This window comes from Mycetohabitans rhizoxinica HKI 454, assembly GCF_000198775.1.
GTDB classification, from domain to species: domain Bacteria; phylum Pseudomonadota; class Gammaproteobacteria; order Burkholderiales; family Burkholderiaceae; genus Mycetohabitans; species Mycetohabitans rhizoxinica.
Genome location: NC_014722.1, coordinates 2,552,413 through 2,577,003, shown reverse-complemented (window position 1 = coordinate 2,577,003; position 24,591 = coordinate 2,552,413). Strand labels below are relative to the sequence as shown.

General features: G+C 64.4%; 25 protein-coding genes and 1 pseudogene. 19 read left to right on the top strand and 7 right to left on the bottom strand.

The genetic code is table 11. The features are described from left to right. Positions 1 to 111 precede the first annotated feature (111 nt). Together RBRH_RS11410 and RBRH_RS11405 are read right to left on the bottom strand one after the other, a co-directional pair. Entirely contained in the window at positions 112 to 972 is an 861-nt protein-coding gene (locus tag RBRH_RS11410; protein WP_013436441.1) for a type III pantothenate kinase, read from the bottom strand. A 6-nt stretch (positions 973 to 978) separates the two neighbouring features. Next, the gene (locus tag RBRH_RS11405; protein ID WP_013436440.1) at positions 979 to 1,971 is read right to left on the bottom strand and encodes a biotin--[acetyl-CoA-carboxylase] ligase; all 993 of its coding nucleotides are present in this window, start codon (positions 1,969 to 1,971) and stop codon (positions 979 to 981) included. Between the two features lie 73 nt (positions 1,972 to 2,044). Between RBRH_RS11405 and RBRH_RS11400 the strand changes: the two genes are divergently transcribed. From RBRH_RS11400 to RBRH_RS11365, 8 genes are all read left to right on the top strand, one after another. Beyond that, entirely contained in the window at positions 2,045 to 3,208 is a 1,164-nt protein-coding gene (locus RBRH_RS11400) for an MlaE family ABC transporter permease (protein WP_041753889.1), read from the top strand. 7 nt (positions 3,209 to 3,215) lie between these two features. After that, entirely contained in the window at positions 3,216 to 4,172 is a 957-nt protein-coding gene (locus RBRH_RS11395; RefSeq protein WP_013436438.1) for an ABC transporter ATP-binding protein, read from the top strand. A 1-nt stretch (position 4,173) separates the two neighbouring features. Continuing rightward, a complete protein-coding gene (locus RBRH_RS11390) occupies positions 4,174 to 5,133 on the top strand; it encodes an MlaD family protein (RefSeq protein ID WP_041753888.1) in 960 nt (319 codons plus the stop codon). Positions 5,134 to 5,186: 53 nt separating this feature from the next. Further along, a complete protein-coding gene (locus RBRH_RS11385) occupies positions 5,187 to 5,882 on the top strand; it encodes an ABC-type transport auxiliary lipoprotein family protein (protein WP_083813478.1) in 696 nt (231 codons plus the stop codon). Between the two features lie 33 nt (positions 5,883 to 5,915). Further along, a complete protein-coding gene (locus RBRH_RS11380) occupies positions 5,916 to 6,251 on the top strand; it encodes a (2Fe-2S) ferredoxin domain-containing protein (RefSeq protein WP_013436434.1) in 336 nt (111 codons plus the stop codon). Between the two features lie 4 nt (positions 6,252 to 6,255). Beyond that, on the top strand, positions 6,256 to 6,900 hold the full coding sequence (locus RBRH_RS11375; protein ID WP_041754533.1) for an alpha/beta hydrolase: 645 nt from the start codon (positions 6,256 to 6,258) through the stop codon (positions 6,898 to 6,900). Positions 6,901 to 7,077: 177 nt separating this feature from the next. Next, the gene (locus RBRH_RS11370; RefSeq protein WP_013436431.1) at positions 7,078 to 8,289 is read left to right on the top strand and encodes a D-alanyl-D-alanine carboxypeptidase family protein; all 1,212 of its coding nucleotides are present in this window, start codon (positions 7,078 to 7,080) and stop codon (positions 8,287 to 8,289) included. Between the two features lie 105 nt (positions 8,290 to 8,394). Then, a complete protein-coding gene (locus RBRH_RS11365) occupies positions 8,395 to 8,664 on the top strand; it encodes an HP0495 family protein (RefSeq protein ID WP_041753887.1) in 270 nt (89 codons plus the stop codon). Positions 8,665 to 8,809: 145 nt separating this feature from the next. On the opposite strand, the gene RBRH_RS11360 is transcribed toward RBRH_RS11365, so the two are convergent. Beyond that, a complete protein-coding gene (locus RBRH_RS11360) occupies positions 8,810 to 9,751 on the bottom strand; it encodes a transcriptional regulator GcvA (RefSeq protein WP_013436429.1) in 942 nt (313 codons plus the stop codon). A 156-nt stretch (positions 9,752 to 9,907) separates the two neighbouring features. On the opposite strand from RBRH_RS11360, the gene RBRH_RS11355 reads away from it, so the two are divergent. The 3 genes and pseudogenes from RBRH_RS11355 (at position 9,908) to lipA (ending at position 12,086) form a co-directional block, all read left to right on the top strand. Beyond that, positions 9,908 to 10,234, top strand: a complete 327-nt coding sequence (locus RBRH_RS11355; protein ID WP_041753886.1) for a DUF2917 domain-containing protein — start codon at positions 9,908 to 9,910, stop codon at positions 10,232 to 10,234. Between the two features lie 98 nt (positions 10,235 to 10,332). Further along, positions 10,333 to 11,035 (top strand): annotated as a pseudogene (gene lipB, locus RBRH_RS11350) (lipoyl(octanoyl) transferase LipB). A gap of 34 nt (positions 11,036 to 11,069) precedes the next feature. Then, positions 11,070 to 12,086, top strand: a complete 1,017-nt coding sequence (gene lipA / locus RBRH_RS11345; protein ID WP_041754532.1) for a lipoyl synthase — start codon at positions 11,070 to 11,072, stop codon at positions 12,084 to 12,086. A gap of 229 nt (positions 12,087 to 12,315) precedes the next feature. Here the strand turns inward: lipA and RBRH_RS11340 are convergent, their stop codons facing one another. Next, positions 12,316 to 12,831 carry a TlpA disulfide reductase family protein gene (locus RBRH_RS11340; RefSeq protein ID WP_041754530.1) on the bottom strand — a complete coding sequence of 172 codons (516 nt, stop codon included), beginning with the start codon at positions 12,829 to 12,831 and terminating at the stop codon, positions 12,316 to 12,318. A gap of 184 nt (positions 12,832 to 13,015) precedes the next feature. Between RBRH_RS11340 and RBRH_RS11335 the strand changes: the two genes are divergently transcribed. Next, positions 13,016 to 13,576 (top strand): hypothetical protein, encoded by a 561-nt coding sequence (locus RBRH_RS11335; RefSeq protein ID WP_232509295.1) that lies wholly within the window; start codon positions 13,016 to 13,018, stop codon positions 13,574 to 13,576. A 432-nt stretch (positions 13,577 to 14,008) separates the two neighbouring features. Here the strand turns inward: RBRH_RS11335 and RBRH_RS11330 are convergent, their stop codons facing one another. Together RBRH_RS11330 and RBRH_RS11325 are read right to left on the bottom strand one after the other, a co-directional pair. After that, positions 14,009 to 15,541: a YifB family Mg chelatase-like AAA ATPase gene (locus RBRH_RS11330; protein ID WP_041753885.1), complete on the bottom strand. Its 1,533-nt coding sequence runs from the start codon at positions 15,539 to 15,541 to the stop codon at positions 14,009 to 14,011. 54 nt (positions 15,542 to 15,595) lie between these two features. Further along, complete coding sequence (locus tag RBRH_RS11325; protein ID WP_041754527.1) at positions 15,596 to 15,853, bottom strand: accessory factor UbiK family protein; 258 nt, start codon at positions 15,851 to 15,853, stop codon at positions 15,596 to 15,598. 387 nt (positions 15,854 to 16,240) lie between these two features. On the opposite strand from RBRH_RS11325, the gene glnK reads away from it, so the two are divergent. The 7 genes from glnK to ptsP all read left to right on the top strand — a co-directional run bounded on the left by glnK (position 16,241) and on the right by ptsP (position 23,711). Next, entirely contained in the window at positions 16,241 to 16,579 is a 339-nt protein-coding gene (glnK, locus tag RBRH_RS11315; RefSeq protein ID WP_013436418.1) for a P-II family nitrogen regulator, read from the top strand. Between the two features lie 71 nt (positions 16,580 to 16,650). Beyond that, the gene (locus RBRH_RS11310; protein ID WP_041753884.1) at positions 16,651 to 18,153 is read left to right on the top strand and encodes an ammonium transporter; all 1,503 of its coding nucleotides are present in this window, start codon (positions 16,651 to 16,653) and stop codon (positions 18,151 to 18,153) included. A 319-nt stretch (positions 18,154 to 18,472) separates the two neighbouring features. Further along, entirely contained in the window at positions 18,473 to 19,762 is a 1,290-nt protein-coding gene (gene gshA, locus RBRH_RS11305) for a glutamate--cysteine ligase (RefSeq protein WP_013436416.1), read from the top strand. A gap of 71 nt (positions 19,763 to 19,833) precedes the next feature. Beyond that, entirely contained in the window at positions 19,834 to 20,784 is a 951-nt protein-coding gene (gene gshB, locus RBRH_RS11300) for a glutathione synthase (protein WP_013436415.1), read from the top strand. A 71-nt stretch (positions 20,785 to 20,855) separates the two neighbouring features. After that, positions 20,856 to 21,374 carry a PTS sugar transporter subunit IIA gene (locus RBRH_RS11295; RefSeq protein ID WP_041754526.1) on the top strand — a complete coding sequence of 173 codons (519 nt, stop codon included), beginning with the start codon at positions 20,856 to 20,858 and terminating at the stop codon, positions 21,372 to 21,374. A 75-nt stretch (positions 21,375 to 21,449) separates the two neighbouring features. After that, entirely contained in the window at positions 21,450 to 21,719 is a 270-nt protein-coding gene (locus tag RBRH_RS11290; RefSeq protein ID WP_013436413.1) for an HPr family phosphocarrier protein, read from the top strand. 246 nt (positions 21,720 to 21,965) lie between these two features. After that, positions 21,966 to 23,711 (top strand): phosphoenolpyruvate--protein phosphotransferase, encoded by a 1,746-nt coding sequence (ptsP, locus tag RBRH_RS11280; RefSeq protein WP_041753882.1) that lies wholly within the window; start codon positions 21,966 to 21,968, stop codon positions 23,709 to 23,711. 12 nt (positions 23,712 to 23,723) lie between these two features. Here the strand turns inward: ptsP and RBRH_RS11275 are convergent, their stop codons facing one another. Beyond that, positions 23,724 to 24,497: a HesA/MoeB/ThiF family protein gene (locus RBRH_RS11275; RefSeq protein ID WP_041753881.1), complete on the bottom strand. Its 774-nt coding sequence runs from the start codon at positions 24,495 to 24,497 to the stop codon at positions 23,724 to 23,726. Positions 24,498 to 24,591 lie beyond the last annotated feature (94 nt).

Here is a 24,591-nt window from a genome sequence, read left to right as displayed (position 1 = left end):
TCGAATGTCGGATTGGCCCGCCGATCATTAGCTGTGACGGGGGCTGTGGCATCCTGCAATCAACGTGCGCAGCATCGGCGATTCTCTGTGCTTGCATAGAAGGTCGCGACGTCAGGCGCTGTGCCTGAGCGTTGCCACCTCGTCCTGCGCAATCAGCGCGAGCCCAGACAGGATCAAATGATCGTGCCGCGTGTGCGGCACGGTCAGCGCCGGCGCCAACGCGTCGGCGGCGCCGCCGCCAAGCACCATGCGTACCGGCGCGCCGCCGAGCTCGGCACGCCATGTTAGATAAGCATGCTCAATCAGGCCAGTTTGCGCGAGCGCACATCCGGCGCACAGTGACGCGGGCGTGTCGGTGCCGAACGTCAGGCCCGGCTTGCCGGCCAGCGCGGAGCGTGCGCTGGCCGGCGTCAGTGTTGGCAACTGCGCGGTATGCTCGCCGAGCGAGCGCATCATCAACGACCATCCCGGTGCAATCAAGCCACCGACAAAGATGCCGTCGGCGCGCAGTGCTTCGATCGTCGTCGCAGTACCGAGCGTGACGATCAGCAGATGCTCACGTGGGTAGGCCGCATGTGCACCGATCATGCCGGCCCAGCGATCGGTGCCGAGTTGTGCCGGCTCGCCATATCCGTTTGTCACCCCGCACTGCGAGTGGCGCGATACGATGGTCGTGCGTGCGATACCGGGCCAGCGCGCATCCAGCATCGCCGACAGGCGCGCGGCGACGTGCTGGCCCGCAACGTTGGAGATCCAGATATCGGCTGGCGTCGGCAAGTCGTCCCACTGCAGTTCCGCCGTGCGTGCGACCACGTCGCCCTGCGCGTCGTCCAGCGGGTTTTCATGCGAGAACGCGCCGAGTTGCCGCAGACCGCCATCGGCGTGCACCAGCGCCCATTTAGTGCGGCTGTTGCCCGCGTCGATCACTAGGCGGTGGCGGCCGGCCGTGCCGGTAAGGTCAGGATCGATCATGGCGGCTTATGCGTCGTCGTTGTGCGGCTGTTCATGCACGCGTCCGTTGGCGGCCGGCCGCGCCGGCGCATCAACGCTTGCGGCAAGCCGCAGCGACACGTCGCCCGTGGCGATCGCCCGGATTGCTTGTGGTGTGCGTATCAGCAGTTGTCCTTGTTCGTCAACGCCGTACGCGATGCCGCGTGCCATCTCGTCACCTTGCTCCAGGACCACCACTTCCTGGCCCGCATACGCATGCTGGGCGACCCAGGTGTCTCGGAACGGCTCGAAGCCATGCCGGCCGAAGCGCTCCAGCCCGACTGCCAGTGCATTGAGCACCGCACCGAGCACGGGGGTGAGCGCAGCGTGCGGCCACGCGTGGGATAGTGCGCCAGGCACAGTCGGCAGCGTGGCGTGCAGCGTTTCATGCAACGACGCGATTTGCTGCTCCAACTCATCGGTGCTACTGACATTCAGTCCCACGCCGATTACCAGCGCGGTGGCGTCGCGCGTGCTCCATACGGTTTCCACGAGCACGCCGGCCAGCTTCGCGCCGTCTAACAGGATGTCGTTTGGCCACTTGAGCGAGAGCCGTCCGTTGTCATCCAGCGGCAGGGTGCGCAGCCCGTCCACGATCGTCGCGCCGAGCGCCAGGCTCAGCCCGGCGAGCTGGTTCGGCGCGCGCGGCATCAAGTAGCTGAGCGAGAACAGCAGCGCATTGCCCGGGGTGGCCAACCACGGCCGGCCGCGCCGTCCTCGTCCCGCCGTTTGTGAATAAGCAACGCGCACGCTCGGCTCGAACGGCACGCCGCGTACTTGCTTCAGCCGCGCGGCGAGATCCGCGTTGGTCGAGCCGGTCTCGTAGACCACCTCAAGCGCCCAGCGCGAAGGCCGTGGATCGAGCAACTCGAGGAGCCGCTCGCGTTCGATGCGGCGGGCCGCCGCCGGCCGCGGATCGCCGCCGGCGGCGGCCTTGCCCGGGATGTCGGGCGGATCAAGGGGGAAAGAATGATCGAACATCTTGCTATTGTAGCGAGGCCGTGCCGCGCCTTTCGATACAATGACGCTACGTTGACCCTATGCCGTGCCCGCTTTGGATTTCGAGACGCCGCCGTTGCTCACTGTCGATGCCGTGAAAACGAGCCAGGACCGGTCCGTGCCGTCGGGTATGGCGATTCGTCTGGGCGGCCAATGGACCGCGCTCTCGCTGGCACTGGACCAGCGGCGCGGCGGCATCGCGGCCAAGCTGCGCACGCTGCGCGACGCGGCGGCCCGGGCCGACACGCTGTGGGACCTGTCGCCAATCCAGCGGCTAGACCATGTTGGCGCACAGGCGCTGTGGCAGATCTGGGGACGGCACTTGCCGTGCGGCCTCAGCCTGACCGATACGCAGCGCGAGATCTTTGAGCGGATCGCGCTGCTTGATGCAACGCGCGAGCCTGCCGAGCCGGCGGCGGCAATCGATCCCATCACGCGGCTGGGTCTTGCGGTGTTCGGTTTCGCCGGGCACTTGCGCGACGGCATCACACTGCTCGGTGGTCTGGTGATTGACTGCGGCAGGTTGCTGCGCGACCCACGTCGGATCCCGTGGAGCGAGATTTCCGCAAACGTCTACGCGGCCGGCGCGCAGGCGCTGCCGATCACCGCGCTGGTCGCCTTCCTGATCGGCATCGTACTGTCGTATCTATCCGCGCAGCAACTGAGGTTGTTCGGCGCGAACGCATACATCGTCAACATTCTCGGGCTGTCGATCATTCGGGAGCTTGGCCCGGTGCTTGCGGCGATTCTCGTGGCCGGCCGCTCCGGCTCGGCGATCACCGCGCAATTGGGCGTGATGCGCGTGACCGAGGAATTGGACGCGATGCGCGTCATGGGGATCTCGCATGGGCTGCGGTTGATTTTGCCGCGGGTGATCGCGCTGGGTGTCGCGATGCCGTTGCTCGTGATCTGGACCGACGCCATCGCGCTGGCCGGTGGGATGCTGGCCGCGCAACTGGTGCTCAATATTGATATGAGCTTCTTTATCCGGTCGTTGCCAAGCGTGGTGCCGGTGGCGAACCTGTACCTCGGCCTGGGCAAGGGTGTGGCGTTCGGCATGCTAATCGCGCTGGTCGGCTGCCACTTCGGCTTGCGCATCAAGCCCAATTCGCAAAGCTTGGGCGAAGGAACGACCACGTCGGTTGTGTCCTCCATCACGGTCGTGATGCTGGCCGACGCGGTGTTCGCGATCATGTTCCAACGGATCGGATTGTTGTGAGGCGCCGATGACCCAACCGCACGCGCTGACCTCGGTGGCCCTCGCCCACGGTGCGCCGCCGGTGGCCGAGCCTGTCATCGAGGTAGCCGATCTGACCAAGCGCTATGGTCGCACGGTGATCCACGAGCATCTGGACCTGGACGTGCGGCGCGGCGAGATCGTGTCGCTGGTCGGTGGTTCCGGCTCCGGCAAGACGACGTTGATCCGGCAGATTCTCGGCCTCGAGGTGCCGAGCTCGGGCACGATCCGCATCTTCGGCGAGGATACCGCGACGATGAGCGCGCGCACGGCCCAATTGCTGCGTAACCGTTCGGGCATGTTATTCCAGCATGGCGCGCTGTTTTCCGCGATGACGGTATTCGATAACATCGCGCAGCCATTGCGCGAACTGGGCAAGATCCCGCCGGCGCTATTGTCGGATATCGTCATGCTGAAGCTCGAAATGGTCGGGCTGTCGGGCCGGCACGCGACCAAGGTGCCGGCCGCGCTGTCCGGTGGGATGGTTAAGCGCGTGGGTATCGCGCGCGCGTTGGCTTTGGAGCCGGAGCTGCTGTTTCTGGACGAGCCGACTGCCGGTTTGGATCCTCAGGCGTCAGAGGAGTTCGTCAAGCTGATTGCGACGCTGCATCGTGCACTCGGCCTGACGGTGGTGATGGTTACGCACGACCTGGACACGATAGTGTCATTGTCCACGCGCGTGGCGGTGCTGGCCGATCGCAAGGTGATCGTCGCGGCGCCACTCGAGCAGGTCGCCGGCGTCGACCACCCGTTCATCCGCGAGTATTTTTTGGGCATGCGCGGCCGCCGCGCACTGCAGGCGCTGCCAGCGTCGCGCCGTGCCAAGCTGCCGGCGGCCGCGCTCGAGCCGATACCCGACGACGCATTGCTTGAAGTCGAGCACGCAGTCCGGCGCGGGCATCGCAGCGAGCATCGCCGACCGGGCGTCGGCGTTGAGGGAAGCTGAGATGGAAAATAAGTCACATGCATTCTGGGCTGGGCTGTTTACGATCGTGCTGTTGGTGGCGATCGCGCTGACAATCGCGTGGTTCAGCATGGATCGCACCGAGCGCGTCCCGTATGACCTGGTTGCCACGACGAATGTAACCGGTCTGCGCGCCGACGCGGCGGTGCGCTATCGCGGACTGGCGGTCGGCAACGTGCAGAACATTCACTTCGACACGCACCGCCCTGGCCGGATCGTAATCCGGATCCTTGTGGACAAGCGCGTGCCGCTGACCCACTCGAGCTTCGCGTCGCTCGGCTTGCAAGGCGTGACCGGGCTGGGCTTTATCCAGCTGGATGATACCGGCGACGATCTGCACCCCCTGATCTCGTCCGACGAGAACGTCGCACAGATCCCGATGCGGCCTGGCTTGTTCGATGATTTGCAGCGGCGTGGCGTGGCGTTGCTCAATCAGATGGAGAAAATTGCGGTCAATCTGCAGCAGATGACCGACGAGCCGAACCGCCGGCAATACTTGGCCACCGCGCGCAGCATTCAGGATGCGGCCAGCGGCGTGGCTGCGCTTACGCAGCACCTGGAGCCAGTGACACGCAAGTTGCCGGACACGATCGACGAGCTGAATCGGACGATGGGCTCAGTCAACGTGCTGGCGACCAGCCTGTCCAATCCCAATGGACCAGTTGCAGCCAATCTGAACCGGGTCGGTCAGGCGGCCGAGCAGGCGGGTGTGGCATTGGCGCAGCTTGATACGTCGATGCAGGAGCTGACCGCGCGAGTCGGCTACGAGACGTTGCCCCGCGTGAATTCGCTGGCCGACGACGTCAGGCAGGCCATGCGGTCGGTCCACAGCGCGGCAGGCGCGATCAACGCGAATCCGCGTGCACTGCTGTTCGGTGCACCGTCGCCCGAGCCGGGGCCCGGCGAGCCGGGCTTCTCGTGGTCATCCGGCTCCCCGCGCTGACGCGCGCACGTTGCCGCCCTGCACGGCAAACGTCTATTCGACGAGGATTATCGATGTCATCACGTATTATGGGTTCGCTTGTGGTGTTGCTGGGCGTGTTCACGTTCGGCGGATGCGGCACGGCCGGACACCGCGCGTCGCCGGCGGCCCATCGCTACGATCTCGGCGCGCCGGCCATTGCGGTGCACTCCGGTCCTATGAGCCCGAACGGGGTGGCACCTCGCGCCGGCGCTGCGGCGCCGGCGTTCGGTCCGTTTAAGCTGGTCGACATGGGCGCACCGGCGAGCCTGGATTCGGACGGCATCGTCTACCGACTCGCCTATGCGCACGCGCAGCAGCCGCGCACTTACGCGTCCAGCCGCTGGGTCGCGACGCCGGCACAGTTGCTGACGCAACGTTTGCGCGTGCTGCTCGGCGCACGCGGCGCGGTGGTCTCGCCCGGCGACCCGGTGTCGGCACCGGTGTTGAGGGTCGAGTTACTAGAGTTCGAGCAGATCTTCGACAAGCCCGGCGCGAGCCGCGGCGTCGTCGCGTTGCGTGCGACGTTGCTGCGGCGGGGCAGACAGTTCACGCAGGCGACGTTCGGCGCCGATGCGCCGGCGTCGTCCGCCGATGCGAGCGGCGGCGTGCGCGCGCTCGCGCAGGCCAGTGACGTTGCGCTGTCGCAACTGGCTGACTGGCTGGCCAGTCAGCCGGCGCTTGCGCTGAGCGACGGGGCGCACGGCGTGCCGGTTGCCCCGTCGTTATAATCGACTTAATGCCGATGGCGGGACCGCTTTCCAATGACTTCTTTTTATCAGCACCACGTTTTCTTCTGCTTGAACCAGCGCGATCCCGGCGAGCGCCCGAGTTGCGCAAACTGCGGTGCGCAAGCGATGCAGGAATACGCGAAACGGCGTATCAAGGCGCTGGGCCTTGCCGGCGAGGGCAAGGTGCGCATCAACAAGGCCGGGTGCCTGGACCGCTGCGAGCTCGGTCCTGTGCTGGTCGTGTACCCCGATGCGACGTGGTACACCTATGTCGACGAAGCAGATATCGACGAGATCATCGATTCGCATTTGGTTGGCGGCCGGATCGTCGAGCGCCTGCTGGTCGATGCGCCGCGCGGCGGGGCGTGACCGGATGAACGCGCAAACGCAGAAGTATCGGATCGACGGTCCGGTTGGCAAGATCGAGATTGCGATCGATCGTCCGGATCGTGGCGGCGCGGGGGGCGAGCCACGCGGGCTAGCGTTGGTCGCGCACCCACATCCGCTGTTCGGCGGCTCGTTGGACAATAAGGTCGCGCAGACGCTGGCGCGCACGTTGGTGCAACTTGGCTACGTGGCGGTGCGATCGAACTTCCGCGGCGTCGGTGCCACCGAAGGCGAGCATGATGATGGGCGCGGCGAGCAGGATGACCTGATTGCGGTAATCGACCACGCGCGCACGCTGCCGGGGCTGGCCGGGGTGCCGCTGGTGCTGGCGGGTTTCTCGTTCGGTACATTTGTGCTGTCACACGTGGCGCGGCGACTGCGCGAACGCGGTGACGCGATCGAGCGCATGGTATTCGTCGGCACCGCGGCAAGCCGTTGGCAGGTCGCCGACGTGCCGCTCGACACCATCGTGATTCACGGTGAACTCGACGATACGGTGCCGCTTGCGTCGGTCTACGACTGGGCGCGGCCGCAGGAACTGCCGGTCGTGGTGATCCCGGGGGCCGAGCATTTTTTCCATCGCAAGCTGCATATCCTAAAGCGGGTGATCGCCGAGCGCTGGCGCGTATAATGGGTGCCGCGCCGCTGCCGCCGCACAGGCGGTTCGCGCATTACCCGTGCCGAGCCATGCTGGTTCGCCGCGTGGACACGAACGCTTGGCTCGCTCGTCAGTCCAATCGGCTTGCGCCGCGGGCCGCCGTAGCGGGCCGCTTCCCGAACTCCCCCGTTTAACGTCGATTCGATTGCTATGCGTTTGACCTTTGTCCCAAGCGTTGCCGCCCGCGCGGCAACGCTCGCGTGCGTGCTGCCTGCCGCACTCGCTGCTTCCGCTCTCATCGTTCCCGCCGACGCGCTCGCACAAGTGCCGCCTCCGGCCGTCAATGCACGCTCGTGGGTGCTCGTCGATGCCAGCAGCGCGCAGACGCTTGCGTCGGCCAACGCCGACGAGCGGGTCGAGCCCGCTTCACTGACCAAGTTGATGACCTCATACCTGGTGTTCGATGCGTTGAAGACCAAGAAGATCTCGATGGACCAGACCGTGATGCCGGGCGAGGCGGTGCGTCGTGTGGGCACGGACGAGTCGCGCATGTTCATCGAGGCGAATAAGCCGGTGACCGTGCACGATCTGGTGTACGGGATGATCGTACAGTCGGGCAACGACGCGGCGATCGCGCTGGCCGAGCTTGTTGGCGGCAGCGAAGCGCACTTCGTGCAAATGATGAACGAGGCGGCGCAGAAGCTGGGCATGAAGAACACGCATTACGCCGACGTGAATGGCATGCCCAATCCCCAGCACTACACGAGCGCGGCCGACCTGGCCGTGCTGTCGGCGCACTTGATTCGTGACTATCCTGAGTATTATTCGATTTTCGCGGTCAAGGATTTCACGTACAACAAGATCAAGCAGCTGAATCGCAACCGGCTGCTGTGGATTGACCCGACCGTGGACGGGCTCAAGACTGGCCATACGAAGGCGGCCGGCTACTGCCTGATCGCCAGCGCGAAACGGCCGCTGCCGGGGGTGCCGGACGCGTCGCGCCGGCTGGTGAGCGTGATGATGGGCGAGCCCAAGGAGCACGATCGCACGCAGGACAGCCTGAAGATGCTGAACTACGGCTACACGGCGTATGACACGGTGCGCCTGTACAAGGCCAACCAGGTCATCGATTCACCGCGCGTGTACAAGGGCTTGCAGAACGCGGTGCCGGTCGGCGTCAAGAGCGACCAGTACATCACGGTTCCGAAGGGGGTGGGCGACAAGATCAAGCCGGTGCTCGAGCGCCATGGTCCGCTGGTTGGCCCGATCGCCGACGGGCAGGTGGTGGGCACGGTGAAGGTCGTCGCCGACGGCAAGGTACTGACACAGTTCCCGGCTGTGGCGCTGCAGGCCGTGCCGCAGGCCGGCATCTTCGGACGTTTGTGGGACTCGTCGCTGCTGATGCTGGCCAACAAGAAGTAAGCTGAGGGTCAGGCGATTGGCCGCCGAGGTCGGCGCACCCCGCGCGGGGGCGCCGCATAAAACCGGGGAGTGAAAAAACGCTGTCATAATCGAAGGAAGGCTGTCATGAACTCATCCAACGAATCGCTGTTGCAGTTTCCGTGTGACTTCCCGATCAAGGTGATGGGCAAGGCGCATCCGCAGTTTCAGCAGGCCATTGTTGAGGTGGTCCGGCAATTCGATGTTGAGTTCGATGACAGCCGGGTCCAGAGCCGTCCGTCCAGCGGTGGTAACTACGTCGGCCTCACAGTGACGGTGCGTGCGACCAGCCGTGCGCAAATCGACGACCTCTATCGTGCGTTGACCGGGCACCCGATGGTGAAGGTCGTGCTATGACGACTGGGCGAGCGTCGTGCGTGGACAATCGCCGCGCGTGGTACGCCGTCGTAATGCAGCACGGCGCCCCATGCAGCCGTCGCGCGGCTGCACCCGTGGCGCGTCGCATGGCACGGCTGTAGCGCTCGTGGCACGGCTGTAGCGCTTACGCTGTGGCCGGGGAAATGGGTACGCCGCTTGGGCATTGCGCGTACAGAGCGCGAAAGCGCCCGGCCTCCTCACGCAGCCATTCGAGCAATACCGTGACCCGGCGCGTTTCCAGCAGCGGGGGTGGACAGACGAACCAATACGTCCCCGGACTGGGGCCGTCTATGTCGAATAGCCGCACGAGCCGGCCGTTGATCACCTCTTGCATCGCCAGCGAGCGGCGCACTAGCGCAATGCCCTGGCCCTCCAGCGCGGCTTGCAGCAGCATCGACGAGTCCTGGTATAGTACCCCACGCCGCGGCTCGCTCCAGCCACTCAGACCCGCCGCCTGGAACCATGGACCCCACATCTCGTCGTCGTTGCGCAGCAGCGTCAGGCCGGCCAGGTCGGCCGGCGTTTTCGGCAGTTGGCCGCCGTTGAAGCTGGGCGTGCATACCGGGAAAAATACCTCATCGAGCAGCGGCTCAACGAACAACCCCGGATAGTTGCCGCCGCCAAAGCGCAGCGCAACGTCGACATCGTCTCGATTGAAGTGCGTGATCGCGTTAGTGGACAACAGCTCGACGTCGATTTCCGGGTGCCGCTCGATGAAGCGTCCGATCCGCGGCGTCATCCAGCGGGCGGCAAACGGCGGCAGCACGCTGATCACAAGCCGGCGTTCCCGGTCACCGGCGCGAACCGCATCGGTGGCTGCGGCAATGTCGAACAGTGCGGCGCGCACCTGGGCCGCATAGCGGCGCCCGCAGCCGGTCAACGCGATCCGCTTGCCATCACGCTTGAACAGCGGCATGCCGAGTTCGGCCTCCAGCGCGCGGATCTGGTGACTGATCGCGCCGTGCGTCACGAACAGCTCCTGGGCGGCGCGCGAAAAGCTCTCTAGCCGGGCCGCGGCTTCGAAAGCCTTCAACGTGCCTAGGTTGGGCAAGTGACGCAGGTTCATGGCGCTTTCCCCCCGGTGCGTGGCGTGCGTCGCAGTGCCGCGGCGCTTGTTAATTATGCTCACAAGACGGCGAAAAAACATCGTTTTGCGCCATGGCCGGCCATCGCTACGATTCTAGTTATTCTGGCGCATTCCGGGCGTGGGCAGGAGCGTACGATGAAACCCCTTTATTCAACCATCACGTTCGAAGTTCAACCCGGGCAGACCGTGCCGTTGCGCGTGAGCCGGGGCGTGGCGCTCACCATCGAAGGCGAGCGCGTTTGGATCACCCGCAGCGCGGACGAGCACGACTATTGGGTGGCCCCGGGTGAATCGCTGTCGCTGCGGCCCGGCGAGTTGATGTGGCTCGGCACCGAAGGCACGCGCACGGCGCGGGTGACCGTGGCCCTGCGCCCTCACTATACCCAACGTATTGCGTCATGGTGGTCGCGACGGCTGTCCGCTAGCCGGCTCGGCTGGCATACCGGATGGCTGTCAGTTTGATCGTCGCAGGCACGGGCGGGCCCGCTTTTCGGTAAACTGACGGGATGATGCCCGTGCCGTTATTTGAATCCAGCGCTGAATCTGTCGCGTTCGCGGCGATGTCCAACGACGTCGCCGTGCGCTGGCGTGGCCTCGAGCCCTACGAAGCGAGCTTCGACGCGATGCGCGCGTTCACTGCCGCACGCACGCTACTCACTACGGATGAAATCTGGCTAGTCGAGCACCCGCCGGTTTACACGCTGGGCCAAGCCGGCGATCCGGCCCATCTGCTGGCCGCGCATAGCGGTATCGCACTGGTCCAGGTCGATCGCGGCGGACAGATTACCTACCACGGGCCGGGCCAGGTCGTCGCATACCTGTTGATCGACTTGCGGCGCCGCCGGCTATGGGGTGCGCGACCTGGTGACGCACATCGAGCAGGCGGTGATCGACACGCTGGCAGCGTATAATCTAGTCGGTGAGCGTCGGGCCGGTGCGCCGGGCATCTATGTCGCCGCCGGATCCGCCGTGCATCGCCATGCCGGCGCGAAGATCGCAGCGCTTGGCCTGAAAATCCGCAATGGCTGTTCGTACCATGGTGTGAGTCTTAACGTACGGATGGATCTGAAGCCGTTTCGCGACATCAACCCATGTGGCTATGTCGGTCTTGAAACCATCGACATGGCTTCGCTCGGCGTGTCGGCGCATTGGCACGACGTGGCGCGAACACTCGCTGAGCGGCTAACTGGCAACCTGCCGCCGGTCGCAGTTGCTGCATCGTCCGATGCAGCACGCGAAAGGGGCAACTCCGTGGCCGGCTGAGCAGGATGCGGCTGCCACTGCACTGGATTTCGACATGACGACTGCTGTTCCCGACCCCTCCGCCACCATCATCGCCGCGTCTGCGGCGCACGGCTCTTCCACCACCTACGATCCGAGCGCGAAGCAGAAGGCCCAGGCCAAGACCTCGCGGATTCCGATCAAGGTCGTGCCGATCGAGAAGCTGAAGAAGCCGGATTGGATCCGTGTGAAGGCCGCGACCGGCAATTCCCGCTTTTACGAAATCAAGCAGATTCTGCGCGAGCACAACCTGCACACGGTTTGCGAGGAAGCCAGTTGCCCGAATATCGGCGAATGCTTCGGCAAGGGGACGGCGACGTTCATGATCATGGGCGACAAGTGCACGCGCCGTTGCCCGTTCTGCGACGTCGGGCACGGGCGGCCGGATCCGCTGGACGCCGAAGAGCCGGTGAACCTGGCGCGTACCATCGGCGCGCTCAAGCTGCGCTACGTCGTGATCACTAGTGTGGACCGCGACGACTTGCGCGATGGCGGCGCTGGACACTTTGTCGAGTGTATCCGGCAGGTGCGGGAGCTGTCGCCGCAAACCCAGATCGAGATCCTGACACCGGACTTCCGAGGCCGGTTGGACCGCGCGCTGGCCATTCTTAACGCCGCGCCGCCGGACGTGATGAACCACAATCTCGAAACCGTGCCGCGACTATACAAAGAAGCGCGTCCAGGCTCCGACTACGCACATTCATTGAAACTGTTGAAGGACTTCAAGGCGCTACATCCGGACGTCGCAACCAAGTCCGGGCTGATGGTCGGGCTCGGCGAAACCGAGGAGGAGATCCTGCAGGTGATGCGTGACTTGCGGGCGCACGATGTCGATATGCTGACGATCGGCCAGTATCTGCAACCCTCGGAGCACCATCTGCCGGTGCGTGCCTACGTGCATCCGGACACCTTCAAGATGTACGAGCGAGAAGCCTATGCGATGGGTTTCACGCACGCGGCCGTCGGCGCGATGGTGCGCTCTAGCTATCACGCAGACGTACAAGCGCAAGGTGCGGGCGTCGTCGCGGGCTAAGGGAGCGGGCGCCGTCGTGAACCGGGGGAGCGGGCTCGGCCGGGGTGTGTCGTCTCGGCAGCGCCAGTCGGTCTCGTCTGGTTGCCCACGCCGGCTTTGCCGTCTGATCTCGCCAGCGTTGGCCAGTCCGCCGAGTTGTCAGCGCTGGCCTATCATCAGGCTGCCAGCACTAGCCTATTGTCAGACTACCGAGTTGGCCTGTCGTTAGGCTGCCGACGTCGAGCTGTCGTCAGGCTGCCAGCGCTTTTTCCAGCAACTGGTTGAGTTCTGCGAATTGCGGCGGACCGACATAACGTTTCAGGATCTGGCCGTCGCGGCTGATCACGAACGTGGTCGGTGTCAACTGGACGTTGCCAAACTGTTTGGCGGCGGAACCATCGTCCATCGCCACCTTGAACGGCAGTTGCCGCGTTTGCGCATAATTGGCCACGTACATCGGCGGATCGTATTGCATCGCGACGGCAACGAATTCGAGGCCCTTGTCCTTGAACCGGTTGTACGTGTCGACCATCTGCGGCATTTCCTTCACGCACGTGTCGCAACTGGTCGCCCAGAAATTGACCAGATAGACCTTGCCCTTCAGGTCCGCGGTGCTCAGCTTCTGACCAGACAGCAGCGTGAAGCTCGCAACGGGTGCCTGCTTGTGTGTGTTAAAAGCGAAATACGCACCCACGGCTAGCGCAACGGCAACGAGCGCGGCTGCGATCCATAAGCGGGATGGGCGGGAAGTGGCGGGCTGGCGCATCGGCGTTTTTTCGGCTGACGCGACGCCGGTGGCGTCGCCGGATAGCATGACAACAATAGCTGACATTCTATCGCTGATTCGCAGCATCCGTGACATGGGCGTGCCTGCTGCGGCCTGATCGGCGCGTCGGCGATAATCGTCGTTTTTGCGCGATGCCGCGCCGATCTCCGACCGTGGCTGCGCGATGAGGGCTAATTTAATGTTAAACCGACGTTTCTGTTGGGTAATCTTAGCTATTGCGCTGCTGACCACCGCTTGTTCGCCGCAATTCGACTGGCGCACGGTGCGTAACGACGAGGGCCACTATACGGTGATGCTGCCGGCTAAGCCGTTGCTTAACGAGCGCGTGCTCACGATTGCCGGGCACGCGCTGAAGATGCAGATGCAAACGGCGAAGGTCGGCGACGCGATGTTCGCCGTGGGTGTCGTAGCGCTTCCCGCCGATGATCCCATGCTTCGTGCGCAAGTGCTGACGTACCTGCAAAGCGGTCTGGCGCGCAACGTCGGGGCGCAGCCCGTATTGCACGTAGTTCGGATTCCAGGCAGCCATGACGCCGGGGATAAATCGCGCATCGCGATGGATGTGGCCGGTCCGGTAGCCCATAGACAAACACAGGAGCAGCGCACGATCCACGCGCAATTTGTTGCGCGCGATCGGCGCGTGTACCAGGCGGCGGTCGTGTCCACGCGCGAGCCTGACCCGGTGCAACTGGAACAGTTCTTTGCGTCGTTGAAGGTGGATTGAGGTCCTGCTTTTTTCAATAGCCGGGAATCTTCGCGGTTGTGCTGCGCACCGCTGTTGATGTTTCAAACGAGCTATGGGCACTAACCATGCGATTTTTATTGAGTTTTCATACTGTCCACATGCCCTGTGGATAACTTTGTTGAAAAGTATCCGGGTCGCGGACCGGGAGCACGCTGCGACGTCGCCGCATCGGGGTGGGCATGATTCCAGGCAGCGGATGCATTTCCTTTATTTTCATGGGTTTGCGGTAAACCGTCGGAGATCTGCCGGATTCGGCCCACAAGCGTTGCCGCTATCAAAACAGATGTGTATAAGTCAAGGCTTGTTTTCGCCCGGCGTTTCGTTTTTGGGCTGAATTCCCGCAAGCCGGCGTGCTCGGGGTGGGCTATGGCCCGCATGCGACCGGCGTGCGGCTGTGAGTCGCAGGCAGGATCAGACCATGATCGACGCGCGCCGGTATTGCACCGCCTCGCCGACGTGGACAGCGAGCACGTCATCGCTTAGATCAAGGTCGGCGATGGTGCGCGCAACGCGGCGCACCTTGTCGAAGGCACGCCCCGACCACCCCAGGCGCTCGCCGCAGGTCTGCAGTAACGCTTCGCTGTGTGGATCGAGCGGACACCAGCGATGGAGGTCCTCGGCATTCAACGCGCAATTGGCCTTATGCTGGCGTGCTAATTGACGTTCGCGCGCGTGCCGCACACGCGCCGCGACCGCGTAGCTCGCTTCGCCGCGCGTGCCGGTGCGGCGGGCGAGTTCGGCGGCCGACAGCGAAGGCACGTCGATAACGATGTCGATCCGGTCGAGCAGTGGCCCGGACAGCCTGCCGACATAGCGGGCGATCTGGCCGGGCGTGCACCGGCACCGCCCTAGTGGATCGCCACGCAAGCCACAAGGGCACGGGTTCATCGCGGCCACCAGTTGACATGTGGCGGGAAAGTCGGTTTGTGTCGCAGCTCGAGAAATCGTGATCCTGCCAGTTTCGAGCGGCTCGCGAAGGGTCTCCAGCACCGCTCGGCTAAACTCGGGCAGTTCATCGAGGAACAGTACGCCCAGGTGCGCCAGCGTAATTTCGCCGGGGCGCGGCGGGTTGTAGCCGCCGACCAACGCGGCGGCGCTCGCGCTGTGATGCGGCGCGCGAAATGGACGGCGCCCCCAGTCTGCCGCCGTGAAGCCGCGGCCGCTGGCAGATAGCAGCATCGCACAGGCCAGCGCGTCGTCGTCCGACATCGGTGGCAGTATGCCCGGCAGGCGTTGCGCCAGCATCGATTTGCCGGCGCCAGGCGGTCCCACCATCAGCATGTGATGCGAGCCGGCGGCGGCGATCTCCAGCGCCCGGCGCGCGGCAGGTTGGCCGATTATATCGGCCATATCCGGTGCGCGTTGCGCGGGCACGGCGACGCCGCACGGCTGCGCGCGCTTGATGCGCGCCTCGGGCTCGCCCTTCAGATGCGCGACGAGCGCGGCCAAGTCGGCGGCCCCAAATACGGCCACGCCTGGCGCTAGCGCGGCTTCCGCCGCATTGTCCAACGGCACGTACAGTTCCGGGCACGCTGCGCCGGGGCCAGCCTGTCTCGCGGTGCCGCACGCCATCGCGAACGCGCCCCGGACCGGCCGCAGCGCGCCGCTGAGCGACAATTCGCCGGCGAACTCGCGGCCGGTCAGTGCATCGCCCGGCAATTGCCCGCTCGCGGCCAGGATGCCCAGTGCAATCGGCAAATCGAAGCGTCCGGATTCCTTCGGCAAGTCTGCCGGGGCCAGGTTGACGGTGATTCGCCGCACGGGCACGTCGAAACCGCAATGCGCCAAGGCAGCCCGAACCCGCTCACGGCTCTCACGCACTTCCAGGTCAGGCAACCCGACGATCGCAAACGACGGCAGGCCGTTTGCCAAATGGACTTCAACAGTGACTTCGGGCGCGAGCGCGTGCAACGGCGCGCGGCTGCGGACCACGGCTAGCGACATGGCGCTTCCTTGCGGCATGTCGCCGCCGATCGTGATGTCTGGGAGCTTGCGCGCCTACACGCTGTCTGCGCGCGTGGCCAACTTCTGCTCTAGCTCGGCCACACGCCGCTCCAGTTCCTCGAGCCTGAGCCGGGTGCGGGCCAGCACCTGAGCCTGGGTGTCGAATTCCTCGCGCGTGACCAGATCCAGCTTGGAGAAGCCTTGCGACAGCATCGCCTTGACGTTGCGCTCGACATCCTTCGCCGGCGAGTTTTTCAGCATTTCACTGAAGCGGGCCTGCAAGTCGTTGAACATGTCGTTTGGCTGTTTCATCGTCATTCCTCAATCTAAAATGTTGCACAAAGCCCGTGCATTAACTTAGCTGCCGCCATCGCGGCGCGATGCACGGCGCGCATGGTCGCACGAATGCGCGGTTTTGGTGCGAAACTGGCCAGGCGCCTGTTTTGGGTGCAGTTCACCACGCGGTTTGGGGGCGCGCCAGCCAATCACGCAGCCGATGGAAAGACTCTAGCACGTCCGCCACGCCGTGCTGCCAAGGTGAGTGTGGCGTTGGCCATCCGGTCAAGTCTCGCTTGGCGCAGTGCCCGCGACGCGCCACGTTGACACGCTCAGGTCGCTTACGGCCCGCGGGCGCAGCATACGGCATGCTAATTGCTCTACGTCGCCCCAGCGCAAGAAGCCAACCACTGAGGGGATTCCATGAAGCTCATTACCTCGATCATCAAGCCGTTCAAGCTGGATGAAGTCCGGGAGGCACTGTCGGCGATCGGCATCTCGGGCATCACGGTGACCGAGGTCAAGGGCTTTGGCCGCCAAAAGGGGCATACCGAGTTGTATCGCGGTGCCGAGTATGTCGTTGACTTTCTGCCTAAAGTCAAGATCGAGGTCGCCGTGGCCGACAACGTTGTCGAGCAGGCGATCGAGGCGATCGAGCGTGCAGCGCGTACCGGCAAGATTGGCGACGGCAAGATTTTTGTCATGCCGATCGAGCAGGTGATCCGCATCCGTACCGGGGAGACAGGCGCCGACGCGCTTTGACGCAAGATGCCGGGGCCGCGCAGCGCCTGCAAGCGAATGCGAACTCAGGGCCAGGAACAAGAGGGACCACTATGCGTAAGACTTTGAGGAAATTTCTGATGGGCGTGTCGCTGTTGGCGGCCGGCATCGGGCTCTGGGCGCTGGCGTTGGCCGATGGCGCGTCGGGTGCTGTTGCGGCGTCCGTGCTCGTGTCCAGCGCGACGAATACGGTCCATGCTGCCAGCGCGGCGCCGGTCTTTGCCCCAGTGGCGTGCGCTGCCGAAGCGTCGGGCGCGGCGCCAGCCATTGGCGCCAGTGGCGAACAGGCAGCCGGCGCGCCCGCCGCGCCGATGGCACCGGTGGTTCTTGACGCATCGAAGATCAACGCCGGCGATACCGCATGGATGCTGAGCTCCACGGCACTCGTGCTATTCATGACGATCCCAGGGCTCGCGCTGTTCTACGGCGGCATGGTGCGCAAGAAGAACGTACTCGCGACCCTGATGCAAAGCTTTGCAATCACCTGTTTGGTGACGATCATCTGGGTGGTGCTCGGCTACAGTTTGGCCTTCACGCCCGGTAACGCGTTCATCGGCGGGTTCTCACGCGTGCTGCTGTCGGGCATGAGCTTTATCAAGGGTGACAAGGGTGTCACGCTGACGGTGAGCCACCTGGCCACGACGATCCCCGAATCGGTCTACATGACTTACCAGATGACTTTCGCGATCATCACGCCGGCATTGATCTGTGGTGCGTTCGCCGACCGGATGAAATTTTCGGCGATGCTGGTGTTCATGGCCCTGTGGTCGATCATGGTGTACTCGCCGATCGCGCATATGGTGTGGGAGCCGACCGGCTGGCTGTCTGCGGCAGGCATCCTTGACTTTGCCGGCGGCACGGTCGTGCATATCAACGCGGGGATGGCCGGGTTGGTCTGCGCGCTGGTGTTGGGCAAGCGCGTCGGCTACGGCCGCGAGGCGATGGCGCCGCACAATCTGGTGCTGACGCTGGTCGGTGCGGCGATGTTGTGGGTGGGTTGGTTTGGCTTCAACGCGGGCTCGGCGCTCGCCGCCGACGGCCGCGCCGGTTTCGCGATGGTGACCACGCAGGTCGCCACGGCGGCCGCGGCGCTCGCGTGGATGTTCGCGGAATGGATCGGCAAAGGCAAGCCGTCCGTGCTTGGCATTGCCTCCGGCGCGGTGGCAGGTCTGGTCGCGGTGACACCTGCATCCGGCTTCGTCGGCGTATCGGGCGCGTTGAGCATCGGCATCGTGGCCGGCGTGCTGTGTTTTCTGTCGGCGACGTGGCTCAAGAATAAGCTTGGCTATGACGATTCGCTCGACGCATTCGGCGTACACGGCATCGGCGGAATCATCGGCGCGATTCTCACTGGCGTGTTCGCGGTCAAGGATATCGGCGGCGCCGACGGCAGCGTGATCCTGCAGCTTAAGGGCGTGGCCACCACGCTGATCTACAGCGGCCTCGTGTCGTTTATCCTGCTCAAGATCATCGACGCGGTTATCGGCCTGCGCGTGACCGAAGAGGAAGAACGCGAGGGGCTGGATGTGGTGCTCCACGGCGAGCACGTCGAATGAGCCTGCGGCGTGCCGGCGGACAGCGGGCACACGAGGGCAGGCCAGTCGCGCAACAACGAGAAGAGGCACAGCGTTTGGCCCGCCGCGAGGTGGGTCTTTTTATCTCCGGTTCGCTCTATTGGACTTCGGCCGTACGAGCGGTATCTAAGCTGCATCGAGCGGTATTCGACGCATTGAGCCGTCTCCACGCTGTCGTGAGAGCGGGCATGGGCGGGGCGCGGCGATACTGGCGTGAACCTTGCGATGCGGCAAAACATCTGCACCTGAACGAAGCAACCCTCTACAATTGCTTTTTTGAGCCTGTAAGCCTCGAGTCCCCATGGTTCCGCACCTTGTCACCGCGCTCAATGGTCCGCTGCTCGACCTGGAGCGGCGGATTCTAGACGCCACGCCCGCGATCGAGCGCTGGTTCCGCCTCGAATGGCAGGAGCACACGCCACCGTTCTATTGCTCGGTGGACCTGCGCAATGCCGGCTTCAAGCTCGCGCCGGTCGACACAAACCTGTTTCCGGGCGGGTTCAACAATCTGCCCCTTGAAGTGCTGCCGCTCGCCGTGCAAGCCGCCATGGCGGCCATCGAGAAGATCTGCCCGGACGCGAAGAACCTGCTGCTGATCCCGGAGCGCCATACGCGCAACGCATTCTACTTGGACAACCTGGCACGGCTCGCCACGATCATGCGCCAAGCGGGGCTGAACGTGCGGCTGGGCACGCTGGACGAAACCGTCACCGAGCCTGTCACGCTGCCGCTGCCTGACGGCCAGGGCCTGGTGGTCGAGCCGTTGGAGCGCTCGGCGCGCCGTCTCGGGCTGAAGAACTTCGATCCCTGCTCGATCTTGTTGAACAACGATCTGTCGGCCGGTGTCCCGCCCGTGCTGGAGAACCTGCACGAGCAGTTTCTGCTGCCGCCGCTGCATGCCGGATGGGCGGTGCGGCGCAAATCGAACCACTTCGGCTGCTACGACGAGGTGGCCAAGAAATTCGCCAAGTTCATCGGCGTCGACCCGTGGATGCTCAATCCCTACTTCACGCGCGTGTCAGACATCGATTTCACCGAGCGCTCGCATGACGAGGCGCTGGCCGACGCGGTCGACGCGGTGCTGAAAAAGGTGGCGAAGAAATACCGCGAGTACGGGATTGACGATCGGCCGTACGTGGTGATCAAGGCCGATGCCGGCACTTATGGGATGGGTGTGCTGACCGTGCACGACGCATCGGAGCTTGCCGGGCTGAACAAGCGCGAGCGCAATCGGATGGCGGTCGTCAAGGAAGGGCTGCAGGTGCACGACGTCATTGTCCAGGAAGGCGTGCAGACGTTCGAGCACGTGAACGAGGCGGTGGCCGAGCCGGTCGTCTACATGATCGACCGCTATGTGGTCGGCGGCTTCTACCGCGTCCATGCGAGTCGTGCGCCGAATCAGAACCTGAACGCGCCGGGCATGCACTTCGTGCCGCTGGCCTTCGAGCATACGGCGCTGCCGGACGTGCATGCCAAGCCTGGCGCCGCGCCGCCGAACCGCTTCTACATGTACGGCGTTGTTGCGCGGCTGGCACTGCTGGCTGCATCGGTCGAATTGGAGAAGACCGACCCTGAGGCGATCCTGGTGTGACCTGTTGGCGCAGGCGAGCACCCGCTGCGCGATAATGCACGCTGGATAGCCGCTTTCCGCCGGAACGACCCATGGACCTTCTCTTTATTGCCGACCCGCTGCCGCAGTTCAAAATCTATAAGGACACGACGTATGCGATGATGGCCGAGGCCGCGCGCCGCGGCCATGTGCTTTATGCGTGCGAGCCGCGGCACCTCGCGTATGCGGGCGGCGGCGTCGAGGCTACGGTACGGCGTTTCTCGATCGTTGGCGATCACACGAATCCGGGTCAGTGGTACGACGCGGAACTCGCGGAAAATCGCGGCCTGGGCACGTTCGGTGCGGTGCTGATGCGCAAGGATCCACCGTTCGACATGGAGTATGTGACATCGACTTGGCTGTTGGAGATCGCCGAGCGGCACGGCGCGCGTATCTTCAACAAGCCGCGCGCGATCCGCGACCACTCCGAGAAGATGGCGATTGGCGAGTTCGCGCGGTTCACCGCGCCCACACTGGTTACGCGCGACGCGGCACGGCTGCGGGCATTCCACGGCGAGCACCGCGACGTGATCTTCAAGCCGTTGGATGGCATGGGTGGCATGGGCGTGTTCCGGATACGCGAGGACGGCATGAACCTGGGCTCGACGATCGAGATGCTCAGCGACAATGGCGCGCGCACCGTGATGGCGCAGCGGTATATCCCGCAGATCAAGGACGGTGACAAGCGCATTTTGCTGATCGGCGGGGAGCCGGTGCCTTATTCGCTGGCGCGGATTCCGCAGGGCACCGAGATCCGCGGCAACCTGGCCGCTGGTGGGGTGGGCCGCGCGCAGTCGCTGGCGCCGCGTGACCGCGAGATTGCCACCGCGCTCGGCCCGGTGCTGGCCGAGCGCGGCCTGCTGCTGGTCGGCTTGGATACGATCGGCGATTGGCTCACGGAGGTTAACGTGACGAGCCCGACATGTTTTCGCGAGATCACCGAGCAAACGGGGTTCAATGTCGCGGCGATGTTCGTTGACGCGCTGGAGCGCGCGGTTGGCTGACACGAGGCCGGGACGATCTGCGCCAGCCTGATAAACTATTGAAGTTCATGGCGATTTTGACGCAGGCTGACATGGCTGGCATCTTGATCATTGCCCACGCGCCACTGGCATCGGCGTTGCGGGATTGTGTCGCGCATTTCTACGGCAGTCTGCCGCTGCGCATCGGCGTGCTGGACGTGACACCGGACTGCGATCCGGTCGCCGCGCTAGCCGACGCGCACGCGCAGCTGCAGCAGGTGACCGAGCATAACGGTGCATTGGTATTGACTGACATGTTCGGGGCGACACCGGCCAACATTGCGGCCCAACTGGCGGCATTGCCGCACGTGCGGGTGGTGGCGGGTGTCAATCTGCCGATGTTGGTGCGCGCGGTGTGCTATCGGACGCTGCCGATCGACACGTTGGCGGACAAGGCGCTGCAAGGCGGTGCAAAGGGCATCCACGGCGTTGTGCCGGGCACGCCTGCCACAGCGGCGTGCCTGCCGTGCGCCGAAATGGCGTCGGCCGCTCACGGGACCGCATTGCCGCCGTGCAGTGCTGATCTGCCCGCGGATCCCGCGACGAGCGTGCCGTGTGGCCCGACGGGCTGAGCGGCCGGTGCGCGTGCTGCACCGGGCCTGCGCCTGCTCGCGCGGGCTCTCCATCGTTTCAATCCCAACCCAAACATGATTCAAAGAGAAGCAACGATTGTCAATAAATTAGGGCTCCATGCACGGGCGTCGGCCAAGCTGACGCAACTGGCTGGCAGCTTTCGGTGCGAGATCTGGATGGCGCGCAACGGCCGACGGATCAACGCAAAGAGCATCATGGGGGTCATGATGCTCGCGGCGGGTATCGGCAGCACGATCACTATCGAGACCGAGGGTCCCGACGAGCAGGCGGCGATGGATGCGATCCTCACGCTGATCGCGGACAAGTTCGGCGAAGGTCAGTAACGCCAAACAATCGGCGTTGGCGGCCAAGCAGTGCCGATGCGTGTCGCGATCCCGCGCTGCGACATCGCGACGCATTGCCCGATGCTGCATCGCGGGCTGCGGCCAAACAGGGCAGAACCTATAATGGGTGCGCCGGTCTGAGTCTGCGTCAGACATTTGCCGGGCAGGCGTGATGGCGCCCAGCGCAGGTTGCCCACGCGCGTCCGATGCTTCCCAATTGCCCAAGCACAACTAGAGGAGGGGCGCGTGTCGTTCACGCTGCATGGAATCCCTGTATCTCGAGGCATCGCGATCGGCCGCGCGTATTTGATTGCGCCTGCCGCGCTGGACGTTGCCCATTATCTAGTCGAGCCCGACCATGTCGAGGCCGAGGTGGCCCGCTTCATCGCGGCGCAGCAGGCTGTGCACGACGAGCTTGATACGTTGCGTGCCGAGCTGCCGGCGGACGCGCCCAGCGAGATGGGCGCGTTCCTCAACGTCCACACGTTGATTTTGCACGACGAGATGCTGGTCGAGGCGGTAATTGAGTTGATCCGCGTGCGGCGCTACAACGCCGAATGGGCGCTCACCGAGCAACTGGAGCGCCTGGCCAAGCATTTTGATGATATCGATGACGAGTACCTGCGTGAACGCAAGGCGGACCTGGAGCAGGTCGTCGAGCGCGTGCTCAAGGCGTTGGCCGGATCACCGGCCACCGCCGTGGCGGCCAACGACGCGCGGCGTGGCACCGATGAAATGATTGTGGTCGCGCACGATATCGCGCCGGCTGACATGCTGCAATTCAAGACGCAGACGTTTCACGGGTTTGTCACGGACCTGGGCGGGCGCACGTCGCATACTGCGATCGTCGCGCGCAGCCTGGGCATCCCGGCGGCGGTAGGCGTGCAGCAGGCTAGCTCGCTGATCCGGCAGGACGACATGATCATCGTCGACGGCGACCGTGGCGTGGTGATCGTCGACCCGGCGCCGATTGTGCTGGAGGAGTATGCGTATCGACAAAGCGAAAAGCTGCTTGAGCAACGCAAGCTGCAGCGGCTGAAGTTTTCGCCGACGCAGACTGTGTGCGGCACAAAGATCGATCTGCTGGCCAATATCGAATTACCGGACGATGCACGCACCGCGCTGGACGCCGGCGCAGTCGGCGTCGGGCTGTTCCGCACTGAATTCTTGTTCATGAATGCGCGTGGCGAGTTGCCGGAAGAGGAGCAGCAATTCGACGCATATCGACGCGTCGTGCAGACGATGAACGGCTTGCCGGTGACGATCCGCACGATCGACGTGGGCGCCGACAAACCGCTCGATTCGCGCGACGAGTTCGAGACGGCGTCTAACCCGGCGCTCGGGTTGCGTGCGATCCGCTGGAGCTTGTCTGAGCCGCAGATGTTTCTTACGCAGTTGCGGGCCATCCTGCGTGCCTCGGCGTTCGGGCCCGTGAAGATTCTCGTGCCGATGCTGGCCCATGCGCGCGAGATCGACCAGATGCTGGACCTGATCGCGCAGGCCAAACACCAGCTCGACGATGCGGGCCTGGCATACGATCCGAATGTGCGGGTCGGCGCGATGATCGAGATCCCGGCGGCCGTGATCGCGCTGCCGCTATTCCTGAAGCGCCTCGACTTCCTGTCGATCGGCACCAACGACCTGATTCAATACACGTTGGCGATTGATCGCGCGGACAACGCGGTCGCGCATTTGTATGACCCGCTGCATCCCGCGGTACTGCAACTGATCGGCATGACACTGCGCGAAGCCAGGCGGGCCGGCGTGCCGGTGTCGGTGTGCGGGGAAATGGCCGGCGATCCGGCGCTCACGCGGCTGCTGCTCGGGATGGGGCTGACCGAGTTCTCGATGCATCCGAGCCAGTTGTTGCTGGTTAAGCAGGAGGTGCTGCGCGCACAGTTGAAGAGTCTGGAAAAGCCGGTCGAGGACGTCCTGGCGTCATACGAGCCGGCAGAAATCCAGGCAGCGCTTGACCGGTTGCTGCAGGCGTAACGCGGCGGCGCGCTACGACACGGCGTCAGCGCCGCGATGCGGTGTGCCGCAAACCAGGCAATCGGCTTGGCGGCCGATACGCATCGTCTGCCAGTCCATCGTCATCGCGTCGAGCATCATCAGCCGCCCGACCAGCGTGCGCCCGATCCCGGCGATCACGCGCAGCGCCTCGGCCGCTTGCATCGCGCCGATGATGCCCACCAACGGGGAGAACACGCCCATCGTCGAGCATGCGACTTCATCGAACGGCTGGTCTGGCGCGAACACGCACGCATAGCAGGGTGAGGCGGGATCGCGCGCATCGAACGTACTGATCTGCCCGTCAAAGCGCAACGCCGCGCCGGATACCAGCGGTACGCGATGCTGGACGCATGCGCGGTTCACCGCATGACGGGTCGCGAAATTGTCGCTGCAATCGAGCACGACGTCGGCGTGCCGCACCCATTGCTGCAGCAGCGCATCGTCCGCGCGCGCGTGGATCGCGTTCACGCGTACGTCGGGATTGAGGCGGGCGAGCGTTGCACGTCCCGACGCGACCTTGGCCTGTCCGATGGTGTCGCTCGAATGCAAAATTTGTCGTTGCAGGTTGGTCAGATCGACGGTGTCGGCATCGACCAGCGTCAGCGTGCCGACGCCCGCTGCACCGAGGTACATCGCGGTCGGCGAACCGAGGCCGCCAGCCCCGATAATCAACACGTGCGCGTCTAGAAAGCGCTGCTGTGCCTCAATACCGATTTCGTCGAGCAGGATATGGCGCGAATAGCGCAGCAGTTGGTCGTCGTTCATTGCAGCATTCGTCAAAGTTCACGCGCGGCGTGTCGGCGACATCACCGCCGATACTTCACCGCCGACACGCCGCCGGCGCGTGCGATGTCGGCCG